The organism is Brucella pseudogrignonensis, from assembly GCF_032190615.1.
GTDB classification, from domain to species: domain Bacteria; phylum Pseudomonadota; class Alphaproteobacteria; order Rhizobiales; family Rhizobiaceae; genus Brucella; species Brucella pseudogrignonensis_B.
Genome location: NZ_JAVLAT010000001.1, coordinates 1738292 through 1760313, shown reverse-complemented (window position 1 = coordinate 1760313; position 22022 = coordinate 1738292). Strand labels below are relative to the sequence as shown.

Sequence of the window (22022 nt, the reverse complement as noted above, 5' to 3'; positions counted from 1 at the left end):
TCAGATGGAACGTTGATGCGGTAGTGATGAGTGAGTAGGGAATCGGAGGCGGCTTATGGAACAGGCAAAAGCAAAACGGGGTCGCAAGGCTGCGGAAAATGCAGCGCCTTCATCTGTTCAGGTTCTGGATCGCAGCCTCAAACTTCTGGCGCTGATTGCCGACAATGATGGGTCGACACTGACCGATCTCGCTTACGCCAGTGGCATGGCACCGTCCACGGTGCACCGACTTCTCACCTCACTCGCCAATCACGGCATGGTTTCGCATGATCTGGAAAGCGGCGACTGGACAATTGGTGTGAAGGCGTTTGAAATCGGCAATGCGTTTCGCCGTTTCCGCAAGCTTGGCACTCTGGCGCGGCCCTATCTCAAATCCTTGATGGAAGCGAGCGGCGAGACCGCCAATATCGGCATCGAAGATGGTGGCGATGTGGTGTTTATCTCGCAGGTCGAAAGCCATGCGCCGATGCGCGCCTTCTATCGTCCGGGACGGCGCGGACCGATCCATGCCTCCGGCATTGGCAAGGCCGTTCTCTCCACATGGTCGGATACTGAGATTGCGCGCATGATTTCAGGCAAAGCGCTTGAGCAGTTTACGCAGCGCACACATGATACACTGCCCGCGCTGCTCAAAGATATTCAGGCAACCCGCACCCGCGGCTGGTCGATTGATGATGAAGAACACACACTCGGCATGTGCTGCATCGCGGCGCCCATTTTCAACGAATATGGCGAAGCGATTGCTGGCATTTCCGTGTCCGGCCCTGCCGTGCGTTTGCCCCGACAAAAGCTTGAAGAGCTTGGACCGCTGATCCGGTCTACAGCCGATGATCTGACCCATGCGATGGGCGGCAAACGGCCCGAAGAGCTTTAAACCAACTCGGCCTTCAACGGTTTGCCAGCCACATAGGTTTCGACAATTGCGCGGTCATCACCCAGCGTTTGCAGCAGGAACAATTCCTGCTCGAGCGTTGCACCCGCTGCCATGCGCAGGCGCATCGGCGATGTTGCTGAGGAATCGAGCACCACAATATCGGCCTCGGTGCCTTCATCGAGCGTGCCGATCTTGTCTTCCATCGATAGCGCACGCGCATTGCCGAGCGTCATCATATAGAACGACTGGAACGGATTGAGACGGTTGCCGCGCAATTGCAGAACCTTGTAACCCTCGTCCAGTGTGCGCAGCATCGAGAAGCTGGTGCCACCGCCGACATCAGTCGCCACGGCCATGCGCACGCCGGATGCTTTCAGACGATCACGGTCGAAGAGGCCGGAACCCAAAAATAAGTTTGAGGTTGGGCAGAAAACGGCAATCGAGCCGGTCTCAGCCATTACCATCACTTCGCGTTCTTCAAGATGGATGGAATGGCCAAGCAAGGTCTTCTGGCCGAGAAGCCCATAATGCTCGTAGATGCCGAGATAATCCGGCGCATTCGGATAGAGCGATTTCGTGAATTCGATCTCTTCGTGATTTTCCGAAAGATGCGTCTGGATGAAACATTCAGGATGCTCAATGGCGAGCGCCTGGCTGGCTTCGAGCTGTTGCGGCGTCGAGGTGATCGCAAAACGTGGGGTAATCACATAGTCAAGGCGGCCTTTGCCATTCCAGCGGGCGATCAGTTGCTTGCTGTCATCATAGCCGGATTTTGCCGTGTCGCAGAGTGCTGGCGGCGCGTTGCGGTCCATCATCACCTTGCCGCCCAGCATACGCATATTGCGATGTTGCGAGGCGCGGAAATAGGCATCGACGCTCTGCGGATGCACCGAGCAATAGGCGACAGCGGTCGTTGTGCCATGGCGGATCAACTCGTCGAGAAAGCGCTCAGCGATAAATTCCGCGTGCTGCTCATCGGCGAATTTCTGCTCTGCCACGAATGTATAGGTGTTGAGCCATTCAAGAAGATTGGCGGCATAGGACGCGATAACCTGCGTCTGCGGGTAGTGGATATGTGTGTCGATGAAACCCGGCAGAATGAGATGCGGGCGATGGTCGGCCACCGCAACATCATGGCCCACTTCGGCGCTCACATCGGCATAGTCGCCAAGGCGCGCGATGCGGCCATTTTCAACCAGCACGGCACCATCTTCGATATAATGATAGGATTGAGCGTCATCCAAAGCTTGCGGTTCTTCACGAAAACTCAGCACGCGGCCACGGATGAGAAGTTTGGTCATTGTTGCTTTGCTCCAGCAGTCGCAGATTCATACCAGGAAGCAAGAAGCTTGCGCTCCTCATTGCTTACGCCGGTGACATTGGCAGGCGGCATGGCATGGGAACGACCAGCCTGCAAATAGATTTCGCGGGCATGGGCCGCGATTTCCCTATCATTTTCAAGCACGACGCCCTTGGGCGGCGCGATGATGCCTTCCCAGCCGGGCTCATTAGCATGGCACATCGCACAGCGTCCGAGAACGGTATCCCGCACCTTATCAAAGTGCGGGTCCGAGATGAAACTCTGCTGTAGCGATGAAATTTTCTGTTCTTCCGGCTCGCCTGTGAGGATTTTCGGCACCGTCGACAGCCACATGATGATGATGAACAGGATAGCTGTGACTAGCCATGTCCATGTCGGATTGCCTTTACGGGCATGGCGGGTGTTGAACCAATGACGGATCGTGACACCCATCAAAAACACCAGCGAGGCAATAATCCAGTTGAACTCGGTGCCAAATGCCAGCGGGTAGTGGTTCGAGAGCATCAGGAACAGGACCGGCAGCGTCAGATAGTTGTTATGCGTTGAGCGCTGCTTGGCAATCTTGCCGTATTTCGGGTCGGGCTTGCGACCGGCAATGAGATCAGCCACCACGATTTTCTGGTTCGGAATGATCACCATGAACACATTGGCAGACATGATCGTCGCGGTGAAAGCACCGAGATGCAGGAAGGCGGCGCGACCCGTAAACAGATGCGTATAGCCCCAGGCCATGAACACCAATATGGCGTATAGAATGATCATCAGCAGCGTATCGCTCTTACCCAGCATCAGCTTGCAGATGGTGTTATAAGCAATCCAGCCGAAAGCCAGCGACGCAATCGAAATAGCAATTGCGGTAGGGGCTGAGACATCGAGCACATTCGGATCGACCAGATAAAGGTCCGCGCCCGCATAATAGACGATGCAGAGAAGCGTGAAGCCCGACAACCATGTGGCGTAGGATTCCCATTTGAACCATGTCAGGTGTTCAGGCATCTCGGCAGGTGCGACCAGATATTTCTGGATGTGATAGAAGCCACCGCCATGGACCTGCCACTCCTCGCCATGCGCACCAGCAGGCAAGCCGGGACGCTGGCGCAGGCCAAGGTCGAGCGCGATAAAATAGAAAGACGAGCCGATCCACGCAATTGCAGTGACGACGTGTAGCCACCGCGCAGCGAAGCCCAGCCAGTCCCAGGCCACGGCAAGATCATACATGCGGCACTCCCATTCTTAGTTCCCATATTTTGTTAGTTTAGTATTTGCCAAAGCTTTGCGCCTGTGTGAACGTCGCATCAAGACCATCACTTTCAAAAAAAACTATACAATGGTGGAACGTACGCATGTCTTACCTTGATAATCTGCGTGTATTTGTGCGCGTTGTCGAATTGGGAAATCTGTCGGCGGCAGGTCGCGACCAGCGCGCCTCTCCAGCCGTTGCAAGCAATCGAATCAAGGAGTTGGAGAAACATTTGGGCGTCCGGCTCTTTAACAGAACGACACGCAAACTGACCCCAACGGAGCATGGCCGCATCTTTTATGATGGTGCAATCAAGATACTCGAAGCGGTCGATGAGGCCGAGGCGGCTGTGGCAGAATTGGCCAAAAATCCAAAAGGTTCGATTCGAATTACCGCCCCTCTGGGACTGGGCCGAAGGCTGATTGCTTCGGGAATTCCGGAGTTTCACGACAAATATCCGGATATAGAAGTGCGCCTGCGACTATCTGACCATGAGATCGATATCATGAGCGAAAGCGTCGATGTTGCGTTTAAACTTGGCGTCCTGGAAAACTCTAATCTGCGAATGCGCGGCATTTTAAACTGCGAGCGCGTGATTTGCGCTGCCCCCGCATATCTGGAAAAACATGGTACACCACAGTCGCCCGATGAGTTGCTGGGTGACAAACATGATTGTCTTTTGCTGCGCTTTCCCGGCTCGAAAGAATATTATTGGTCGCTGCAAACACCCGATGGTCTGCGCAAATTTGAAGTCACCGGACCCTATGACTCTGACGATGGCGACGTATTGACGCAATGGGCGCTCGGCGGACGCGGAATCATCAACAAGCCGCTGTTTGAGGTGAAGGAATATATCCGTGACGGGCGGTTGGTGCCGATTCTTGAAAGTACACCGCCGGCATCAATCCAGCTTGCGGCGATCTATCCGCATAAGCGTTTTCAGGATCCGAAAGTGCGCCTGATTATCGATTTCATGACAGAACGCTGCCAGCGAATGATCAGGGAAATATTGGCTTAAACGCTCTGCAAAACATTACTGGAGGTGAGAACGGCGGTCAGAACCTCTGCCGCAGCCAGCGCGGCAATGACTTCCGGGCGCTTGTCTTTGACGAGCGCACCGCCAACCGGACAGACAAGGCTTTCAAACAGATCAGAGTTGCCAAATTCGTTTTTCAACCAATTTTTGAAAGTGGCTTTTTTGGTTTTTGAGCCAATCATGCCGACATAGACGGCATCACGGCGCTGCAAAGCCTCGGCGACGATCAGAAAATCAAGCGCATGGTCATGAGTCAGCACGATAAATGCACTTGCCGGTGGAGCAGAGCGCACCACCTGTTCGGGCATGGCTGCAAGGCAGGTTTCAACACCCGGCGCATCGACGGCCATAAGCTCGGCTTCGCGCGTATCGACCAGAATAACGCGCACCGGCGTCAAAGATAGCGCATAGGCGAGCGCATCACCAACATGGCCAGCGCCAAAGACATAGACATGCGGACGAGTGGCTATTTCGGCATCCACTTTGGCGACAAGATCTTCTGCAAGGCCACGGTTTACGCGTTTGAAGCCCAAGGCCACGCGACCACCGCAGCATTGGCCAATCTCGGGGCCAAGAGGAACATCCATCGGGGAATCTTTGCCGCCCGCTAAAATCTTCCGGGCATGGTCAATCGCCATATATTCAAGCTGGCCGCCGCCAATGGTGCGGAAAATCATATCGCGCGCGACAAGCATCCAAGCGCCTGCATCGCGCGGGGCAGAACCTCGGACATCAGTGACTTCGATCAGAACACTATCGGGCCGCTTATTGAGAAACGCCCTTATGTCGTCCCGCCTGCCCAGCATAAGATTAGCCTTTCTGACTCCGCAGCCGCTCGATTGCCATCAGAACGCGCTCAGGCGTTGCCGGTGCATCAAGACGCGGACTGATCTTGTGATCGGCAACGCTCGCCACCGCATCGGAAAGCGCTAAAAACACAGACATGCCATGCGGTAGCGGCGGTTCACCCACGGCCTTGGAGCGGTGGATCGTCGGCTCGTAAGCCTCCGACCAGTCGGTCAGCGCCACATTGAAAATCTTCGGACGATCAGAGGCCAGCGGGATTTTATAGGTCGATGGCGCATGGGTGCGCAGCCGTCCCTTGTCGTCCCAGACAAGCTCTTCCGTCGTCAGCCAGCCCATGCCCTGCACGAAGCCACCTTCGATCTGACCAATATCAATGACACGGTTCAGCGAGCGACCCGTATCATGCAGAATATCGGTACGCTCGACCACATATTCGCCGGTCAATATATCAACGGAAACTTCTGAACAAGCAGCGCCATAGGCATAATAATAGAAGGCGTGGCCTTTGCCTTTGGCGCGATCCCAATGAATCTTTGGTGTCTTATAATGGCCCGATGCTGAAAGTTGTACGCGCCCGATATAGGCCTGTTTGACCAGATCGTTGAAGCTGACTTCCTGATTACCGACGCGTATGCGGTTTGGCAGGAAGACCACCTGATCTTCCGGCACCTGATATTGCTGCGCGGCAAAAGCAATAAGCCGTTTTTTGATCTGACGCGCCGCATCCTGAGCGGCCATACCGTTCAAGTCAGCGCCTGAAGATGCTGCTGTTGGTGCTGTGTTCGGCACTTTCGCGGTGGTCGTTGCGGTGATTTTTACGCGATCGAGATCAATCTGGAATTCTTCGGCCACGACCTGAGCAACTTTCAGATGAAGCCCCTGCCCCATCTCGGTGCCACCATGGTTCATATGCACCGAGCCGTCATTATAGACATGCACCAGCGCACCGGCCTGATTGGATTCTGTCTTGGTGAAGGAAATGCCGAATTTCACCGGCGTCAGTGACATGCCGCGTTTGACGAAGCGGCTTTTCGCGTTGAATTCGCGGATTGCCTCGCGGCGCTTGGCGTAATCAGCGCTTTCTTCAAGCTCGGCCACAATGCGCTGAATGATGCAGTCTTCCACCTTCTGGTGATAGGGCGTCACATTGCGCGTGCCGTCCGTGCCCATGGCATCGTAGAAGTTACGCTTGCGGATTTCGAGCGGGTCTTTGCCAACAGCAAAAGCCACTTCCTCGATCACGCGCTCAGCACCCACCATGCCCTGCGGACCACCAAAACCACGGAATGCCGTGTTGGACACGGTATTCGTATAAAGCGGTGCCGACTGCGCATGAACGGCCGGGAAGAAATAGGCATTGTCGCAATGAAACAGTGCGCGATCGCCAACCGGACCGGACAGGTCGGCAGAGAAACCGGCATTCAGTGCAAAGAGATAATCGACGCCGAGGATATTGCCCTCGTCGTCAAAGCCCACTTCGTAATCGACCATGAAATCGTGACGCTTGCCAGTTGAGGTCATATCCTCATCACGGTCGAGCCGGATTTTGACCGCACGCTTGTGCTTTTTGGCGGCTATTGCGGCCATAGCCGCCCATTGATTGGCCTGCGTTTCCTTGCCGCCAAAACCGCCACCCATACGCCGCACTTCGACCGTCACCGAATGGCTCGGCACACCGAGCGCATGGGCAACCAGATGCTGTGTTTCGCTTGGGCCTTGTGTGGAACAATAGATGGTCACGTCTTCATCTTCGCCGGGGATGGCAAGCGAAGCCTGCCCTTCGAGATAGAAGTGATCCTGCCCGCCGATTTTCATCCGGGCTTTGACCTTGCGCGGGGCGTCGTCAATGGCTTTGCGGGCATCGCCACGGTTCAACGTCAGCGGCGTGAAAACCAGCTTGTCCCTGGTGCCATCGAGACCGGAAATGGAGAACAGGCCCGGCATTTCCGCATAGTCGATCTTGGCAAGACGGGCTGCACGGCGCGCCTGATCGCGCGTGCGGGCAACAACCGCGAAGATCGGCTGACCGTGAAACTGTACGCTATCCACCGCGAAAATCGGATCGTCATGCATGCCCGATGGCGAAACATCGTTTTCGCCCGGCACATCTTTATAAGTCAGCACATCAACGACACCGGGTGCAGCGCGCACGGCAGACAGGTCCGTAGCAATGATCTTGGCATGGGCGACTGTTGAGAAACCAATGCCGATATGCAGCGTGCCTTCGGGTTCTGGAATATCGTCGATATAGACCGCTTCGCCCGTCACATGCTTGTGGGCGGAATCATGACGCTGATCAGTCGCGACGCCGCCCTTGATGCGGGCGGCTTTTATTTCATTTGCAGGATGTTTGTTCATGTCATCCTCCCTATGCCGCGACAATGTCTACTGGGCGCAACGGTTCAGCCTCGCCCTGCGTTTCAGCATAGAAGCGGCGGAGCAAGTTCTTCGCAACCAGCAAACGATAGTCGGCTGTTGCGCGCATATCGCTCAGAGGCTGATAATCAAGGCAGTAGGCGTCGAGTGCTGCTTCAACTGTCGCCTCATTCCACGGCTTGCCAAGAAGGGCTGCTTCTACATTGAGCGCCCGCTTTGGTGTGGCGGCCATACCGCCATAGGCAATGCGGATGGATGCGACGTTATTTTGCGCACCGAGCATCAGGTGGAAAGCACCAAGCGTTGCGGTGATGTCCTCTTCAAAACGCTTGGAGATCTTGTGAATGGCAAACTGACTGCCTTCAAGCGGCACCGGCACATGCACGGCTTCCACAAATTCGCCGTGCTGACGATCCTGTTTGCCATAGGCGATGAAATAGTCTTCAAGCCGGATCGTCCGGCGTTCAGCACCCTTTCGCAGCGTCAGCTTTGCATCAAGCGCGATCAATGGCGGTGGCGTATCGCCAATCGGTGAACCATTGGCGATGTTGCCGCCAATGGTGCCCATGTTGCGCACCTGCTCGCCGCCAATGCGATTGATGAGACTTCCCAGCGCCGGAATGCGTTTTGCCAGAAACGAAAAGGCTTCCGTGTAAGTGACGCCCGCGCCAATGCTGATAACACCGTCATTTTCGCTGATGGTCCGCAGTTCATTGAGATGGCCGATGAAGACCACCGGCGAAATATCGCGCATCATCTTGGTGACCCAAAGGCCAACATCGGTTGAACCGGCAACGATTGTGGCCTTGGCTTCAGCTGCATAGATATTCGCAAAGTCATCGAGATCGGCAGGCACAACCAGACGGTCTTTTCCGCTCCCAACCTCAACCCGCGCGCCATCGCGCAAGGCCGTCAACTGGCTGATGACATAGGCGCGTTCAGCCGCAAGTGGATCATCAGCCAGCGTGCCATAATCGGAAATCGCACGCGCTGCACGCATGATCGCTTCGTAGCCGGTGCAACGGCAGAGATTGCCTTGCAATGCCTTTTCAATCTGTGCATCGGCGGGCTTGGGATTGCGCATCCAGAGCGCGTAAAGCGACATGACAAAGCCCGGTGTGCAGAAGCCGCATTGCGAACCGTGAAAATCGATCATCGCCTTTTGCACCGGATGCAGGCCACCGTCGGAGCCGCGCAGATGCTCAATGGTTACGACATGTGTGGCATCCAGCGAGCCGACAAAACGGATACAGGCATTCACGCTTTCATAGATAAGTTCATCATCCACGATCTTGCCGACCAGCACGGTGCAGGCACCACAATCGCCTTCGCCGCAGCCTTCCTTGCTGCCGCGCAGCTTGGCCGAAAGACGCAGATAATCAAGCAGAGTTTCGGTCGGCGAAACGCGGTCGAGTTGAACCGTCTCGTCATTCAGCAGAAAGCGGAGTGTATGTCTAACGGCATGGCCCATATCGCTTAACTCCCGCGATAGGTTGAATAGGAAAATGGCGAAACCAGCAGCGGCACATGATAATGCGCCTTTTCGTCAGAAATGCCAAAGCGCAATGGCACCACATCCAGAAACGGGATCACATCATCGCTTTTGCCGAAATATTCGCCGACATGGAAAAGCAACTCATAAGAGCCTTTATGCAGCGCATCACCTGCAAGCAACGGCTCATCGCAGCGACCATCCGCATTGGTGCGGATTTCGCGCAAGATTTCTGCCTGCCGATTCTCGATGCGGCGCAATTCAATACGGAGATTTGCAGCTGGTTTACCACTGACCGTATCAAGGACATGCGTCGTTAATCGGCCCTGACCGCTCATTTCGTGACCCATTTGTACTCCTGTCGCTTGCACGATTCGATCTGCTAACCGCCAGAACTATTGCAAGCGCTTGTTTTTGTGTGATTTAATTCATGCAAAGCGTGAATGCCCGCTAACCACACTTGTTCCCGATTTTGAGTATTTACCGAAGTTCTGTCTTGGGAAAGATGATAATCGTTGGATGTCTTTCAAAATTTTGAGGGGGAATAGTCTGCGTAATTCTTTATTATCATAGGCAAAATAGACGAAAATCGAGGGAATTCCATATGAGCTATCCACGCAATCTGGTTGGCTATGGCCGCAACACTCCAGACCCACGCTGGCCGGGTGGAGCGAATATCGCCGTGCAGTTTGTCGTCAATTACGAAGAAGGCGGTGAAAGCTGCATCCTCGACGGCGATCCGGCGTCCGAATGCCTGCTTTCGGAAATCGTCGGCGCGCAGGCATGGAACGGCCAGCGCAACCTCAATATGGAATCCATCTATGAGTATGGTGCCCGCTCCGGTTTCTGGCGTCTGTGGCGCGCTTTCACGCGACGCAACATGCCGGTGACGGTCTATGGCGTAACGCTTGCCATGGAGCGCAATCCCGAAGCTGTCAGTGCGATGAAAGAGGCCGATTGGGAAATCGCCAGTCATGGCCTGCGCTGGTGGGAATATAAGGACGTTCCCGAAGACGTGGAACGCGAGCATATCCGCGAAGCCGTGCGTCTGCACACGGAGATCACCGGCACGCGCCCTCTGGGCATTTACCAGGGCAAGCCGTCGGACAATACGTTGAGGCTGGTCATGGAGGAAGGCGGCTTTCTCTATTCAGCCGATTCCTACGCTGACGAACTGCCTTACTGGGTAAAAGGACCAAAGGGTCCACATCTCATCGTACCCTATACGCTTGACGCCAATGATATGCGCTTTGCCACACCGCAGGGCTTTAACTCCGGCGATCAGTTCTACAGCTACCTCAAAGACAGCTTCGACGTGCTTTACCGCGAGGGCGCAGAAGGTGCGCCAAAGATGATGTCGATTGGGCTTCATTGCCGCCTCGTCGGGCGTCCGGGCCGTGTGGCAGCACTCGAACGCTTCCTTGATTATGTGCAGAGCCATGACAAGGTGTGGGTTGCCAAGCGCGTGGATATTGCGCGGCACTGGCACGAACATCACAAACCCAAGCAAGTCGATATTATGCCCTCCAAGGCCAGCAAGGCAGATTTCGTTGCCCGTTATGGCGGGATTTTCGAGCATTCGCCATGGATCGCCGAACGCGCCTATGACATGGGTCTGACGGAACTGGCGGATTCTGCATCCGGTCTTCACACGGTTCTGGTGCGTGCTTTCCGCGCTGCATCCGACGATGAAAAACTCGGCGTGCTGCGCGCCCATCCCGATCTTGCGGGAAAGCTTGCAGCGGCCAAACGGCTGACACCGGAATCGACGTCTGAGCAAGCCTCTGCCGGTCTTGATGCCTTGACGGATGTTGAGCGTCAGACGTTCAGCGAGCTCAATGACACTTATATGCAAAAATTTGGCTTCCCGTTCATCATCGCGGTGAAGGGCCGTAACGCCCAAGAGATTCTGAGCGCGTTCAAACGACGCGTTGCAAACAGCAAGCAGGCAGAGCTGGAAACAGCCTCCGAACAGGTCGAGCGCATCGCGCTCCTGCGGCTGAAAGATATTCTTCCTGAGACACTCTACTAGGATAAAACCATGAGCCGTACTTATTACGCACCGACCGGTGGCCTGCCGCCACAGACGCAAATCCTGACTGATCGCGCAATGTTCACCGAAGCCTATGCGGTTATTCCAAAAGGCACGTTCAGCGATATTGTCACGAGCTTTCTGCCCTTCTGGGACAAGACGCGTCTATGGATCATTGCGCGCCCGCTGTCAGGTTTTGCCGAAACTTTCTCACAATATATCATGGAAGTGCAGCCGGGTGGCGGCAGTGATCGCGCGGAACTCGATGACGGCGCACAGGGCGTGCTGTTTGTTGTCGAAGGCGAAATCACCGTCACGCTTGACGGCAAAGACCATGTGCTGACCGAAGGCGGCTATGCCTATCTGCCGCCAAAAAGCGGCTGGACTTTGCGCAACAATTCAGGCGCGGTTGCGCGCTTCCATTGGGTGCGCAAGGCCTACGAATATGTCGACGGTCTTGATGTGCCGGAGCCGCTTTTCCTCAACGAAAAGAACATTGCCCCCACCCCAATGCCCGACACCAATGGTGCATGGGCGACGACGCGCTTTGTTGATCCGAACGATCTGCGCCACGACATGCATGTGACTGTTGTGACATTCGAACCGGGCGGCGTCATTCCCTTTGCCGAAACCCATGTGATGGAACACGGGCTTTATGTGCTGGAAGGCAAAGCCGTCTATCGTCTCAATCAGGATTGGGTGGAAGTGGAAGCAGGAGACTTTATGTGGCTGCGTGCCTTCTGCCCACAGGCTTGCTATGCCGGAGGTCCGGGCAAGTTCCGGTATCTGCTTTATAAGGATGTAAACCGCCACATGAAGTTGTCGCGATAATAGAAAATACAAAGCGGCAACAATACATTGCCGCTTTATATTTTTGATCGCTTTATTACAATATAATACTCAATAATATAATATTTTAGCCCCATTAAATGTTTTAATTGTGATATAAATTCTTCATTTTTTTGTTGTATGCATATTTATATTATGCTTCATTCTAGATCAGGCGCAGATTTAATAATTTTAAACACACCTATAACAAGAGAATTTTTATGAGAAAATACGGTTTGATCGCTTCTGCAATCGGAACACTTACACTTTTCAGCTTGCCAGCCTTTGCTGCCACTCTTCCCGGAGGTGCAAGCACTTTACAAGAAACCTATGAAGACTGGACCGTTTCTTGTCAGTCAACAAAAGATGCAACTCTTTGTGCTATTCGACAGGATCAAAACAGCGCCCAAACAGGACAACGCGTTCTTACCGTAGAATTAAAAAACGTGTCAGGTGGCAAAGTCGATGGTGTTATTTTAATGCCATTCGGACTTGATCTTTCAAAAGGCGCGACACTTAAAATCGACGAAGCCACCGGTCCGAACCTAACATTTTCAACCTGTCTTCCTCAGGGGTGCCTCGCACCTGTTAGTTTCGACAGCAAGCAAGTCGCTGCTCTGAAAGCGGGAACCAATTTAAACGTCAATGCTACGGCCTTAAGCCCAAGTCAGCCAGTTGCATTTAAAATTTCGCTGAAAGGTTTTGGCGCGGCACTTGACCGTATTATTACGCTCACGAAATAATTTGCGGGCATTTGATTTTAGCCGATACGGTACGATATCCGCAGCATCAAAAATCAAGCCGTACGACCTCTGTCGTACCGCCTTTTCGTTTAGAGCAGGCTTGGTTCAAAGCTCAGAAAGCGGTCTTATCTGATCGGATTGTGCGGCACCTTAGAGCCTATTTTGAACTGCTTGAATCAGATCCGCGCCCTAACCGTTTTATATGAAGCACAGCCTTATCGATCCGTGTTTCAGTCCGACAGGAGACATGCCCTAGTGTGGTGGATTTGAAGTTCCTATCATTTGTGTTGCATTCACATTTAGGAACTTTAAATCCGTAAACCACACGAGATTCAAAAGTTTACTCGTATGGCTTAGAAGCCGAATTTCGCTCCGAGAGCTGCTTCAAGGTGAAACGAATTTCGGGTTCGCCATACTAGATTGGTCGCTTCAACGTAATAACAAGACGCGCTAAAGACCGCCGCCAGCGCATCGTCATGAGAACCGATACAATCGCAAGCCCCGCCGCCAGGCCAAGCCAGACACCCGCGCCGCCGAGCTTAAATTGGAATGCCAGCACCGCACCGAGTGGCAGGCCGACACCCCAATATCCAACCAGTGCCATATACATGGGCACGCGCGTGTCACGCAGACCGCGCAACATGCCTGCTGCAACAGCCTGAGCGCCATCAACAATCTGGAACAGGGCAGCAAGCGCGAGGAATGTGACCGCAAGTTCGATAACGGCAAAGTTTTCCGGGTCTTTGAGATTAAGAAACACGCCGATAAACACGCGTGGAATCAAAATCATCAGCAATCCCATGATCGCCATAAAGCCGACGCCCAACGCATAGGCGCTCCAACCGGCATAGGCCACGGCTTGCGGATCGCCGCGTCCATAAGCACGACCGACACGAACCGTTGCCACCTGCCCAAAGCCGAGCGGCACCATGAAGCTGAGTGACGCCACCTGAATAGCAACGGCGTGCGCGGCCATGGCAGTCGGCCCGATATAGCCCATCATGATGACAGCCGCATAGAAAATGGAAGTCTCGAACACAAAGGTCAGTGCCATCGGAAAACCGATGCGCCAGAGTTCGATCAGGCGCGGCCAGTCAGCCCGCCAGAAACGACCAAACAGACGATAGCGGCGGAACCGGCGATGGCGCATGGTGATAAAGGCCATGCCGAGGAACATCATGGTGCTGGAAAGTGTGGTGGCGATACCAGCGCCATGCAATTCCATACGCGGAAAGCCGAAGTGACCGAAAATCAGGGTCCAGCCAGCAAGCGCATTAAAGCCAATGGCAGCAGCAGCGATCAGCAGCGTCCACATCGGCTTTTCCATAGCCGCGAAGAAGGACCGCAGCACGATATAGAAAAGATAGGGCAACAGCGCCCATTGCAACGTGTGCATAAAATCGGTGGAGCGCGCCGCGATATCGGGCTGCTGACCGAGGAAAATGAATATTTCCTCGCAATGCCACAGCACGACCCAGATCGGGATTGAAATGATAATCGCCGACCACATGCCCTGACGCACCGTGCGACGGACATCGCGCACCGAATGACGATTTTTACCGAGTGCGATAGCGATCATGGGCATAACTGCCGAGACCAGCCCCATCGAGAAAATCATCAGCGTGTGATAGAAACTCGTCGCCAGCAGTGCGGAAGCAAGTGTATCCTTGCCAAGGCGTCCGATGAAGATCACATCCGTGGCTGTGAGTGCAGCCTGCGAGAGATTGGTCAGGATCAGCGGCCAGCCGAGCTTCAGAGCCACGACCATTTCGCGGCTCCAGCGCTGTACGCTGTTCAAATGTGGCTCGTGAAAGCCTGCATCAACTGTATTGGTCACAAGTCCCTCCCCGAACTGTCCGGGGCTGACGATCCACCGGACACTCCATAGCTGAAACACGCGCCATGACGTCAGAGACCATGTCAATCTGAGGAATTTAGCATCGTGATACGAATATCGATCGCCCCATGCCGGCTAAGAGCTTTCATCGCTATTGCGACTCTGCTCCCACTTTTCGGTTTTTTCAGCCTCTGATGGGAACGTTGTGTATGTTCCAGAGGCTGATCCGGAGCCAGGCGGGCTGCGCATCGATTTGCACAAAATTGGAGCACAATGGATAGCAGAGTTGCATGAAGAAGCAACACATCTTGAAAGCTAATTTCTCTTCTGCTGACAGAGTTAGAAATAAAAACCCCGCCCGAAGCCATGGCCTTGAGCGGGGGTTATATATGGCTTCAAATAAGGTTTACGCGAAGTCGAGTGCGCGGTCGCCGTCTTCGTCTTTGATGCGCGATGGCAAGCCGATCTGGTTCAGGATGTGGAGAAAAGGCTTTGGATTGAGCTCTTCCACATTGACCATCTTCTTCACGTCCCATTCGCCCGAAGCGATCAGGATTGCGGCTGCAACGGGCGGCACACCAGCGGTGTAGGAAATGCCTTGGCTACCCACTTCGTTATAGGCGTCTTTGTGGTCGGCAACGTTATAGATGAAGACTTCCTTCTCTTTACCGTCCTTGGTACCTTTAACAAAATCGCCAATGCAGGTCTTGCCAGTGTAATCCGGCGCCAGCGACGATGGATCAGGCAGCACAGCCTTGACCACCTTGAGCGGCACGACTTCCAGACCTTCAGCGGTCTTGACCGGCTGTTCGGACAGAAGGCCCAGATTGTTCAGCACTGTGAAGACGTTGATATAGTGATCGCCAAAGCCCATCCAGAAACGCACATCGGCGTTCGGGTAGTTCTTGGACAGCGAATGCACTTCATCATGGCCAGTCATGTAGGCCTTGCTTGGGCCGACGACTGGCAGATCGAACGTCTGGCCAACTTCAAACATCTTGTTCGACTGCCACTGACCACCCTGCCACGAATAGACCGTGCCGGTGAATTCGCGGAAGTTGATTTCCGGGTCGAAATTGGTCGAGAACCAGCGGCCATGCGAACCGGCATTGATGTCAACGATGTCGATGGATTTGACTTCATCGAGATAGTCGTCAGCCGCCAAACGCGCATAGGCATTGACCACGCCCGGATCAAAGCCAATGCCAAGAATGGCAGTGATGCCCTTCTCTTCACATTCCTTGAGGTGCTTCCATTCGTAATTGCCGTACCACGGTGGGGTTTCGCAAATCTTCTTTGGATCTTCATGGATGGCGGTGTCCATGTAAGCCACGCCCGTATCGATACAAGCGCGGAGGACCGACATATTGAGGAAGGCCGAGCCGACATTGATGACGATCTGAACGCCGGTCTTCTCAATCAAAGCCTTGGTGGCTTCAATATCCATCGCGTTCAGCGCATGCGCTTCCAGTTTCACCTCGGTCTTGAGGCTCTTCTTTTCATGCACGCTATCGATAATCTTGCGGCATTTCTCAACCGTGCGGGACGCAATATGGATATCGCCCAAAATGTCAGAGTTTTGCGCACATTTATGTGCAACAACCTGTGCCACGCCCCCGGCGCCGATGATGAGAATGTTCTTCTTCATTTTCTGTCGATGCTTCCTCTTCCAGCGGTTTCCCGCATTTTCATGTTTTCACTTCAGTTCAGGCCAACTCTTTCTCAGGAAAGAGCCGCTTCAAAATCCGCATAATCAAATTCGCGGACAATCTTGACCGTGCCGTCGAGTTCACGCACGGCAATGGCTGGCATTTTCACGCCATTAAACCAGTTCTTTTTAACCATGGTATAACCGGCCGCATCTTCAAAGGAGAGACGGTCGCCAATAGCCAACGGCTTGTCGAAATTGAATTCGCCAAAAATATCACCCGCAAGGCAGGATTTACCGCAGATCATATAGCTGTGCTCGCCATTGTTCGGCGCCATCTTCGCCTTTTCGCGGTAGATCAGCAGATCAAGCATATGCGCTTCAATTGAGCTATCGACGACGGCAAGGTTCTTGCCATTATAAAGCGTATCGAGAACCGTTACTTCCAGCGTCGTGGTCTTGGTGATCGAGGCTTCACCCGGCTCCAGATAGACCTGCACGCCAAATGTTTCCGAGAACGCTTTCAGACGCGCGCAAAAATCATCGACCGGATAATCGTCGCCGGTGAAATGGATGCCGCCGCCAAGGCTCACCCATTCAACCCGATGAAGAAGCGAGCCGAACTTTTCTTCAATATCAGTCAGCATTTTGTCGAAAAGACCGAAATCGGAATTTTCGCAATTGTTATGAATCATGAAACCGGTGACACGATCCATCACCTTTTCGACCTTCGCCACATCCCATTCGCCAAGGCGGCTGAAAGGGCGCGCCGGATCGGCAAGATCAAAACTCGAAGACGAAATGCCCGGATTAAGACGCAGGCCGCGCTTGATATGAGCAGCCTTATCGGCAAAGCGCTCAAACTGGCTGATCGAATTAAAGATAATTTTATCGGCATGACTGACAACTTCGTCGATCTCATGATCCGCATAGGCCACGCTATAGGCATGGGTTTCGCCACCAAAACGCTCATGGCCAAGACGCACTTCATTGAGCGAGGACGAGGTGGTGCCGTCCATATATTCGCTCATCAGATCAAACACCGACCATGTGGCAAAGCATTTCAGCGCCAGCAGAGCTTTTGCGCCGGATTTCTCGCGCACATAAGCAACTTTTTCCATGTTGCTTTTAAGCTTGGTCTTGTCGATCAGATAGTAAGGCGTCTGGATCATGGTCGTTCCGCGTCATCAATTGGGGAGTGTGGCCTGTCCAGCTGACTGGCGGGCACGTTATCCGGCTATATCTAGCCCTCACAATCACAGGCTTATAGGAACCTTGTGACAGAAACACAAATCCGCCGCAGACGTTTTGAGAAAAAATCTCCAACGCAGCGGCGGATGGTATATTTCAACGCTTGATATAGGGCTTTTCATTTAAAATTGAACCCCTTTTGATTTTTATTCATGCTGTTTTACTTCCACCCCCATTCCGAAGATTAAAAATCCGATTTATAAGACCCGCACACGCGTGCGGACAACGGGCATCAACCCGTCTCTGAAATGCGGGATAGGACCAGGGAAAGAAATGCAGACCGAAAATCCAGCCGCCACTGTAACAGCAGGGGCTACCGCAGGCTGGGGAGAATTGTTTGCGGGCGAAAACGCGATCCGTTCGCTGACGCTCGTGGGCGGCGTAGCACTCCACGCCATCAATGTTTTCATTGCCACAACCATATTGCCAACCGTGGTCGCCGATATTGGCGGCATGGATTATTACGCCTGGAACACGGCGCTGTTCGTGACCGCGTCTATTCTTGGCTCGGCGCTTGTGCCGAAACTTCTATCGCAAGCTGCACCGCGCAATGCTTATCTGGTGGCAGCGATTATCTTTGCCATTGGCACTCTCGCCTGTGGCTTTGCGCCTTCCATGCCTGCCATGCTCGGCGGTCGCGTCGTGCAGGGGCTTGGCGGCGGTATGTTGCTGGCGCTGTCTTATGCGATGATCCGCATCGTTTTCAGCGAAAGGCTGTGGCCACGTGCCATCGCGCTTGTTTCCGGCATGTGGGGCGTGGCAACACTGGTAGGCCCTGCCGTTGGCGGCATTTTCGCCGAACTCGGCCAATGGCGCGCCGCCTTCTGGTCGCTGGTGCCAGTGATTGCGATCTTCGCTGTGATGGCAATGATTGTTTTGCCCAAGCAGATCAGCAATACCGAAAACAAAGACCGGCTGGCATGGCCGCAGCTCATTTTGCTGACCATGGCGGTGCTGATCATCTCGGCTGCTAGTATCTCACCAAGTGCGTTCTGGAACGTGGCAGGCGTTGTCATCGCATTGGCTGTGCTGATGTTGCTTGTCTTCGTCGAACACCGATCCACAAAACGCATTCTGCCGAAAGGCACATTCAGCCTGAGCCGTCTTGGCGCACTTTATCTCACCATGGGATTTCTGGGTGGTTCGGTCACGAGCTCTGAAGTGTTCGTGCCGCTTTTCTTTCAGGTTCTGCATAACCAGTCACCGTTGATTGCTGGCTATCTTGCGGCACTGATGGGCGGAAGCTGGACGCTTGGCTCCATCGGCTCATCCGGTGTGACAGGCAAAAGCGTGAACCGCGTCATCCTCGCAGCGCCCATTATGGGCATTCTCGGCATGATCACGCTTGCGGCCCTCGTTCCTCCGGGCAGTGAGGGGAATTGGACCAGTCTGCTGCCGATTTGCCTTGCCATGATCATCGTGGGTTTTGGTGTCGGCATGACTTGGCCACATCTTCTCACCCGGATATTCAAACGCGCCGATGCGGCAGACCAGAATTTGGCCTCGGCATCGCTGACGACGGTGCAGCTGTTCACAACGGCCATGGGTGCAGCCCTTGCTGGCATGGTGGCCAATCTCGCAGGACTGAGCAATCCCGGCGGGGTTGCAGGCACCGCCAATGCAGCGCTCTGGCTGTTCAGTGGATTTGCCATCATGTCAGGCATTGCGCTGCTTTCGGCAATTGCACTGGTGCGCAGTTCACGCTGAAACCTGAAAACGGTTCGCGGGGCATAACATGCTCCGCAAACCACTTCGATTAGAATGCAGTTTCTTGAGGCTGCATTTAAATTCGATTTAATTGCGCAGCCAGTAAAGCTTGATTAGCCCTTGATGTACCGGCGCATAAGGATTATTCCGATTTCCGTAATCGTTGGCCGGGCTTGACGTGATCTTGCCGAAAGTCCAGCCAGTCACGAGCCGCGGAAGCCACCCTGAAGGCAGCCAGACGCGATCCCCCATGATTGCGATAAATGAAGTTCGCTTGTTTTGAGCGGACACCGTGAAAAGCGAAACAGAGACAGTTCCGACATGAGCAGCAATTTTTATCAGGAAACCGTTCTTGACGTTCACCACTGGACCGACAGACTGTTTTCCTTCCGCACCACACGCGATCAGGGCCTGCGCTTCCAGAGCGGCCAGTTCATCATGATTGGTCTTGAAGTCAACGGCAAACCGCTGCTCCGCGCCTATTCAATTGCTTCGAGCATCTATGATGAACAGCTCGAATTTTTCTCAATCAAGGTGCAGGACGGTCCTTTGACTTCGCGTCTTCAGCACCTCAAAGAAGGCGACAAGCTGATCGTGGGTAAAAAGCCGGTCGGCACGCTGCTTTATGATAATCTCATTCCGGGCGATAATCTGTGGCTGCTTTCGACTGGCACCGGCCTTGCGCCGTTCCTGTCGATCATCCGCGATCTTGAAGCCTATGAGCGCTACAAGAAAATCATCCTTGTGCATGGCGTTCGCGAAGTGAACGAGCTGGCCTATGCCGATCTCATCACCAAGGAACTGCCAGAAGACGAGTTCCTTGGTGAGATGGTGCGCGAGAAGCTGATTTATTATCCAACCGTGACGCGTGAAGACTTCCGCAACAAGGGTCGCCTCACCGATCTCATCACCTCCGGCAAGATTTTTGAAGATCTGGGTCTGCCCAAATTCTCCGAACAGGACGACCGCATGATGCTTTGTGGTAGCCCGGAAATGCTGGCCGACATGCGCGTCATTCTGGAAGGCCTTGGCCTCGAAGAAGGCAGCCAGAGCGAAGCCGGTCACTTCGTCATCGAAAAGGCTTTCGTCGAAAAGTAAGCGCTGATCTATACGTCTATGAAAGGGAGGCTCATGCCTCCCTTTATTTTTCCCACATTTAGCCTTATGCTCAGACCATGATAAAATGTTCGAGTACCCCCTGCATCGCGCTCCAGTGATTTGAGCAATCAAGCACCAGGAGCATGAGCGTAAGCAAGCCTGTTGCTTACGTGGGATTCGCTTTGCCATTCGCAAGCGAGCAGCGCCGTTCAGATCGGCACTCATGCAGTGAGTCTTCTTATGAAAAATTATTTCGAAAGCCCATTCAAGGGCATCACGCTCGACAAACAGGTCACAAATCCAAACATCATCGTTGGACGCTACAGCTATTATTCCGGTTATTATCACGGCCATAGCTTCGACGACTGCGCCCGGTTTCTTTTGCCCGATGAAGGGGCTGATAAGCTGATCATTGGCAGCTTCTGCTCAATCGGATCGGGTGCCGCGTTCATTATGGCAGGCAATCAAGGCCATCGTCACGACTGGATCAGCACCTTCCCGTTCTTCTTCATGTCGGAAGTAGATATTTTTGAAGGCAGCGCAAATGGTTACGCTCCCGCAGGCGATACGATTATCGGCAATGATGTCTGGATTGGTTCGGAAGCCATTATCATGCCCGGTGTCAAAGTGGGCCATGGCGCGATTATCGGCACCCGCGCTCTGGTGACGCGTGATGTCGAGCCCTATGCGATTGTTGGTGGCAACCCTGCCCGCACGATCCGCTCACGTTTCGACGAAGCAAGTGTCGACATGTTGCTGGAAATGCAGTGGTGGGACTGGCCTGACGATAAGCTGAAAGCCGCAATGCCCATACTGACAAGCGGCGATGTAGAAGCACTTTATCGCTACTGGCAGCAGTCAGCGTAAATATTGAAGACCTGCTCGTCTTGCGAGTGGGTCTTTTTATTGCTTCGGTTTCGCGCCGAAAACATGTTCTGGTCCCGGGAATGTGCGTGCGCGAACCTCTTCCGCATAGGCTTGCGCTGAATCCGAAATCTGCGGCGCAAGCGCCGTGAAGCGTTTGACAAAACGCGGCGTAAAATCCTGGAACAACCCAAGCATATCATCTGAAACCAGAATCTGCCCGTCACAGGCAGGCGACGCGCCAATGCCGATTGTTGGAATCTCCAAATTTTGCGTGATCTCGCGGGCAAGTGGCTCGACCGTGCCTTCAATCACCAGCGCAAACGCACCCGCTTCAGCTATGGCCTGTGCATCGCGGCGGATGCGATTGGCTTCAGCATCGTCACGACCGAGGGAGCGGAAGCCGCCGACTGTATTGACCTGTTGCGGCATCAAGCCGACATGACCAAACACCGGAATGCCACGCTTGACGAGGAATTCAACCGTCTCGGCCATTTCCTCGCCGCCTTCAAGCTTCACGCCGTCGCAGCCGGTTTCCTGCATGATACGGGCGGCATTGCGGAAAGCCTGTTCTTTCGATTCCTGATAGGAGCCAAAGGGAAGATCGACCGTCACACAGGCATGGCCCGCCCCACGCATGACTGCTTTTCCGTGCGCAATCATCATGTCGAGCGTCACGCCAAGCGTTGAATCCATGCCATAAAGCACCATACCAACGGAATCGCCGACCAGAAGCAAATCGCAATGCGGATCGAGCAATCGGGCAATCGGCGTTGTATAAGCCGTGAGGCTGACAATCGGGCGCTCACCCTTCATCGCCTGAATTGCCTTTGGCGAAAGGCGTTTTGCTTTGACTGGGACACTCATT

The 22022-nt window shown here is 53.9% G+C and carries 18 protein-coding genes; 8 read left to right on the top strand and 10 right to left on the bottom strand.

The genetic code is table 11. The features are described from left to right. The first annotated feature begins 55 nt into the window (after positions 1-55). Entirely contained in the window at positions 56-874 is an 819-nt protein-coding gene (locus RI570_RS08450; protein WP_313827972.1) for an IclR family transcriptional regulator, read from the top strand. Here the strand turns inward: RI570_RS08450 and guaD are convergent. Both guaD and RI570_RS08440 read right to left on the bottom strand, forming a co-directional pair. Next, positions 871-2175 (bottom strand): guanine deaminase, encoded by a 1305-nt coding sequence (guaD, locus tag RI570_RS08445; RefSeq protein ID WP_313827971.1) that lies wholly within the window; start codon positions 2173-2175, stop codon positions 871-873. The genes RI570_RS08450 and guaD overlap by 4 nt on opposite strands. Beyond that, a complete protein-coding gene (locus tag RI570_RS08440) occupies positions 2172-3413 on the bottom strand; it encodes a urate hydroxylase PuuD (RefSeq protein WP_313827970.1) in 1242 nt (413 codons plus the stop codon). The genes guaD and RI570_RS08440 overlap by 4 nt, the downstream gene beginning before the upstream one ends. A gap of 125 nt (positions 3414-3538) precedes the next feature. On the opposite strand from RI570_RS08440, the gene RI570_RS08435 reads away from it, so the two are divergent. Beyond that, the gene (locus RI570_RS08435) at positions 3539-4453 is read left to right on the top strand and encodes a LysR family transcriptional regulator (RefSeq protein ID WP_313827969.1); all 915 of its coding nucleotides are present in this window, start codon (positions 3539-3541) and stop codon (positions 4451-4453) included. On the opposite strand, the gene xdhC is transcribed toward RI570_RS08435, so the two are convergent. Genes xdhC through uraH form a run of 4 tightly spaced genes read right to left on the bottom strand, consistent with a single transcriptional unit; the run spans position 4450 to position 9496 of the window. Further along, a complete protein-coding gene (xdhC, locus tag RI570_RS08430; RefSeq protein WP_313827967.1) occupies positions 4450-5277 on the bottom strand; it encodes a xanthine dehydrogenase accessory protein XdhC in 828 nt (275 codons plus the stop codon). The two genes, RI570_RS08435 and xdhC, sit on opposite strands and share 4 nt — an antisense overlap. Before the next feature lie 4 nt (positions 5278-5281). Continuing rightward, a complete protein-coding gene (xdhB, locus tag RI570_RS08425) occupies positions 5282-7636 on the bottom strand; it encodes a xanthine dehydrogenase molybdopterin binding subunit (RefSeq protein WP_313827966.1) in 2355 nt (784 codons plus the stop codon). Between the two features lie 10 nt (positions 7637-7646). Further along, positions 7647-9125: a xanthine dehydrogenase small subunit gene (xdhA, locus tag RI570_RS08420; protein WP_313827965.1), complete on the bottom strand. Its 1479-nt coding sequence runs from the start codon at positions 9123-9125 to the stop codon at positions 7647-7649. Between the two features lie 5 nt (positions 9126-9130). Next, entirely contained in the window at positions 9131-9496 is a 366-nt protein-coding gene (gene uraH, locus RI570_RS08415; RefSeq protein WP_313827964.1) for a hydroxyisourate hydrolase, read from the bottom strand. Between the two features lie 254 nt (positions 9497-9750). On the opposite strand from uraH, the gene puuE reads away from it, so the two are divergent. The 3 genes from puuE (at position 9751) to RI570_RS08400 (ending at position 12749) form a co-directional block, all read left to right on the top strand. Beyond that, on the top strand, positions 9751-11178 hold the full coding sequence (gene puuE, locus RI570_RS08410; protein ID WP_313827963.1) for an allantoinase PuuE: 1428 nt from the start codon (positions 9751-9753) through the stop codon (positions 11176-11178). A 9-nt stretch (positions 11179-11187) separates the two neighbouring features. After that, on the top strand, positions 11188-12009 hold the full coding sequence (locus tag RI570_RS08405; RefSeq protein ID WP_313827962.1) for a bifunctional allantoicase/(S)-ureidoglycine aminohydrolase: 822 nt from the start codon (positions 11188-11190) through the stop codon (positions 12007-12009). Positions 12010-12227: 218 nt separating this feature from the next. Then, on the top strand, positions 12228-12749 hold the full coding sequence (locus RI570_RS08400; protein WP_313827961.1) for an invasion associated locus B family protein: 522 nt from the start codon (positions 12228-12230) through the stop codon (positions 12747-12749). A 415-nt stretch (positions 12750-13164) separates the two neighbouring features. Here RI570_RS08400 and RI570_RS08395 read toward each other — a convergent pair whose 3' ends face one another. From RI570_RS08395 to nspC, 3 genes are all read right to left on the bottom strand, one after another. Beyond that, the gene (locus RI570_RS08395; RefSeq protein ID WP_313827960.1) at positions 13165-14586 is read right to left on the bottom strand and encodes an MATE family efflux transporter; all 1422 of its coding nucleotides are present in this window, start codon (positions 14584-14586) and stop codon (positions 13165-13167) included. A 406-nt stretch (positions 14587-14992) separates the two neighbouring features. Continuing rightward, positions 14993-16234 carry a saccharopine dehydrogenase family protein gene (locus RI570_RS08390; RefSeq protein WP_313827959.1) on the bottom strand — a complete coding sequence of 414 codons (1242 nt, stop codon included), beginning with the start codon at positions 16232-16234 and terminating at the stop codon, positions 14993-14995. Positions 16235-16308: 74 nt separating this feature from the next. Beyond that, positions 16309-17406 carry a carboxynorspermidine decarboxylase gene (nspC, locus tag RI570_RS08385; RefSeq protein ID WP_313827957.1) on the bottom strand — a complete coding sequence of 366 codons (1098 nt, stop codon included), beginning with the start codon at positions 17404-17406 and terminating at the stop codon, positions 16309-16311. 352 nt (positions 17407-17758) lie between these two features. Here nspC and RI570_RS08380 point away from each other — a divergent pair, with 352 nt between their 5' ends. The 3 genes from RI570_RS08380 to catB all read left to right on the top strand — a co-directional run bounded on the left by RI570_RS08380 (position 17759) and on the right by catB (position 21157). Further along, a complete protein-coding gene (locus tag RI570_RS08380) occupies positions 17759-19192 on the top strand; it encodes an MFS transporter (protein ID WP_313827956.1) in 1434 nt (477 codons plus the stop codon). A 321-nt stretch (positions 19193-19513) separates the two neighbouring features. Then, the gene (locus RI570_RS08375; RefSeq protein WP_313827954.1) at positions 19514-20290 is read left to right on the top strand and encodes a ferredoxin--NADP reductase; all 777 of its coding nucleotides are present in this window, start codon (positions 19514-19516) and stop codon (positions 20288-20290) included. 240 nt (positions 20291-20530) lie between these two features. Next, positions 20531-21157, top strand: a complete 627-nt coding sequence (gene catB, locus RI570_RS08370) for a type B chloramphenicol O-acetyltransferase (protein WP_313827953.1) — start codon at positions 20531-20533, stop codon at positions 21155-21157. A 36-nt stretch (positions 21158-21193) separates the two neighbouring features. Here catB and panB read toward each other — a convergent pair whose 3' ends face one another. Next, complete coding sequence (panB, locus tag RI570_RS08365) at positions 21194-22021, bottom strand: 3-methyl-2-oxobutanoate hydroxymethyltransferase (RefSeq protein ID WP_313827952.1); 828 nt, start codon at positions 22019-22021, stop codon at positions 21194-21196. Position 22022: the final 1 nt, after the last annotated feature.

Bases quoted from the DNA above. Each gene is read 5' to 3' on its own strand.
- puuE (WP_313827963.1), top strand. From the start codon at position 9,751: ATGAGCTATCCACGCAATCTGGTTGGCTATGGCCGCAACACTCCAGAC.
- xdhA (WP_313827965.1), bottom strand. From the start codon at position 9,125: ATGGGCCATGCCGTTAGACATACACTCCGCTTTCTGCTGAATGACGAG.
- nspC (WP_313827957.1), bottom strand. From the start codon at position 17,406: ATGATCCAGACGCCTTACTATCTGATCGACAAGACCAAGCTTAAAAGC.
- RI570_RS08380 (WP_313827956.1), top strand. From the start codon at position 17,759: ATGCAGACCGAAAATCCAGCCGCCACTGTAACAGCAGGGGCTACCGCA.
- uraH (WP_313827964.1), bottom strand. From the start codon at position 9,496: ATGGGTCACGAAATGAGCGGTCAGGGCCGATTAACGACGCATGTCCTT.
- guaD (WP_313827971.1), bottom strand. From the start codon at position 2,175: ATGACCAAACTTCTCATCCGTGGCCGCGTGCTGAGTTTTCGTGAAGAA.
- RI570_RS08405 (WP_313827962.1), top strand. From the start codon at position 11,188: ATGAGCCGTACTTATTACGCACCGACCGGTGGCCTGCCGCCACAGACG.
- xdhC (WP_313827967.1), bottom strand. From the start codon at position 5,277: ATGCTGGGCAGGCGGGACGACATAAGGGCGTTTCTCAATAAGCGGCCC.
- catB (WP_313827953.1), top strand. From the start codon at position 20,531: ATGAAAAATTATTTCGAAAGCCCATTCAAGGGCATCACGCTCGACAAA.
- RI570_RS08400 (WP_313827961.1), top strand. From the start codon at position 12,228: ATGAGAAAATACGGTTTGATCGCTTCTGCAATCGGAACACTTACACTT.
- panB (WP_313827952.1), bottom strand. From the start codon at position 22,021: ATGAGTGTCCCAGTCAAAGCAAAACGCCTTTCGCCAAAGGCAATTCAG.
- RI570_RS08435 (WP_313827969.1), top strand. From the start codon at position 3,539: ATGTCTTACCTTGATAATCTGCGTGTATTTGTGCGCGTTGTCGAATTG.
- RI570_RS08440 (WP_313827970.1), bottom strand. From the start codon at position 3,413: ATGTATGATCTTGCCGTGGCCTGGGACTGGCTGGGCTTCGCTGCGCGG.
- RI570_RS08375 (WP_313827954.1), top strand. From the start codon at position 19,514: ATGAGCAGCAATTTTTATCAGGAAACCGTTCTTGACGTTCACCACTGG.
- RI570_RS08450 (WP_313827972.1), top strand. From the start codon at position 56: ATGGAACAGGCAAAAGCAAAACGGGGTCGCAAGGCTGCGGAAAATGCA.
- xdhB (WP_313827966.1), bottom strand. From the start codon at position 7,636: ATGAACAAACATCCTGCAAATGAAATAAAAGCCGCCCGCATCAAGGGC.
- RI570_RS08390 (WP_313827959.1), bottom strand. From the start codon at position 16,234: ATGAAGAAGAACATTCTCATCATCGGCGCCGGGGGCGTGGCACAGGTT.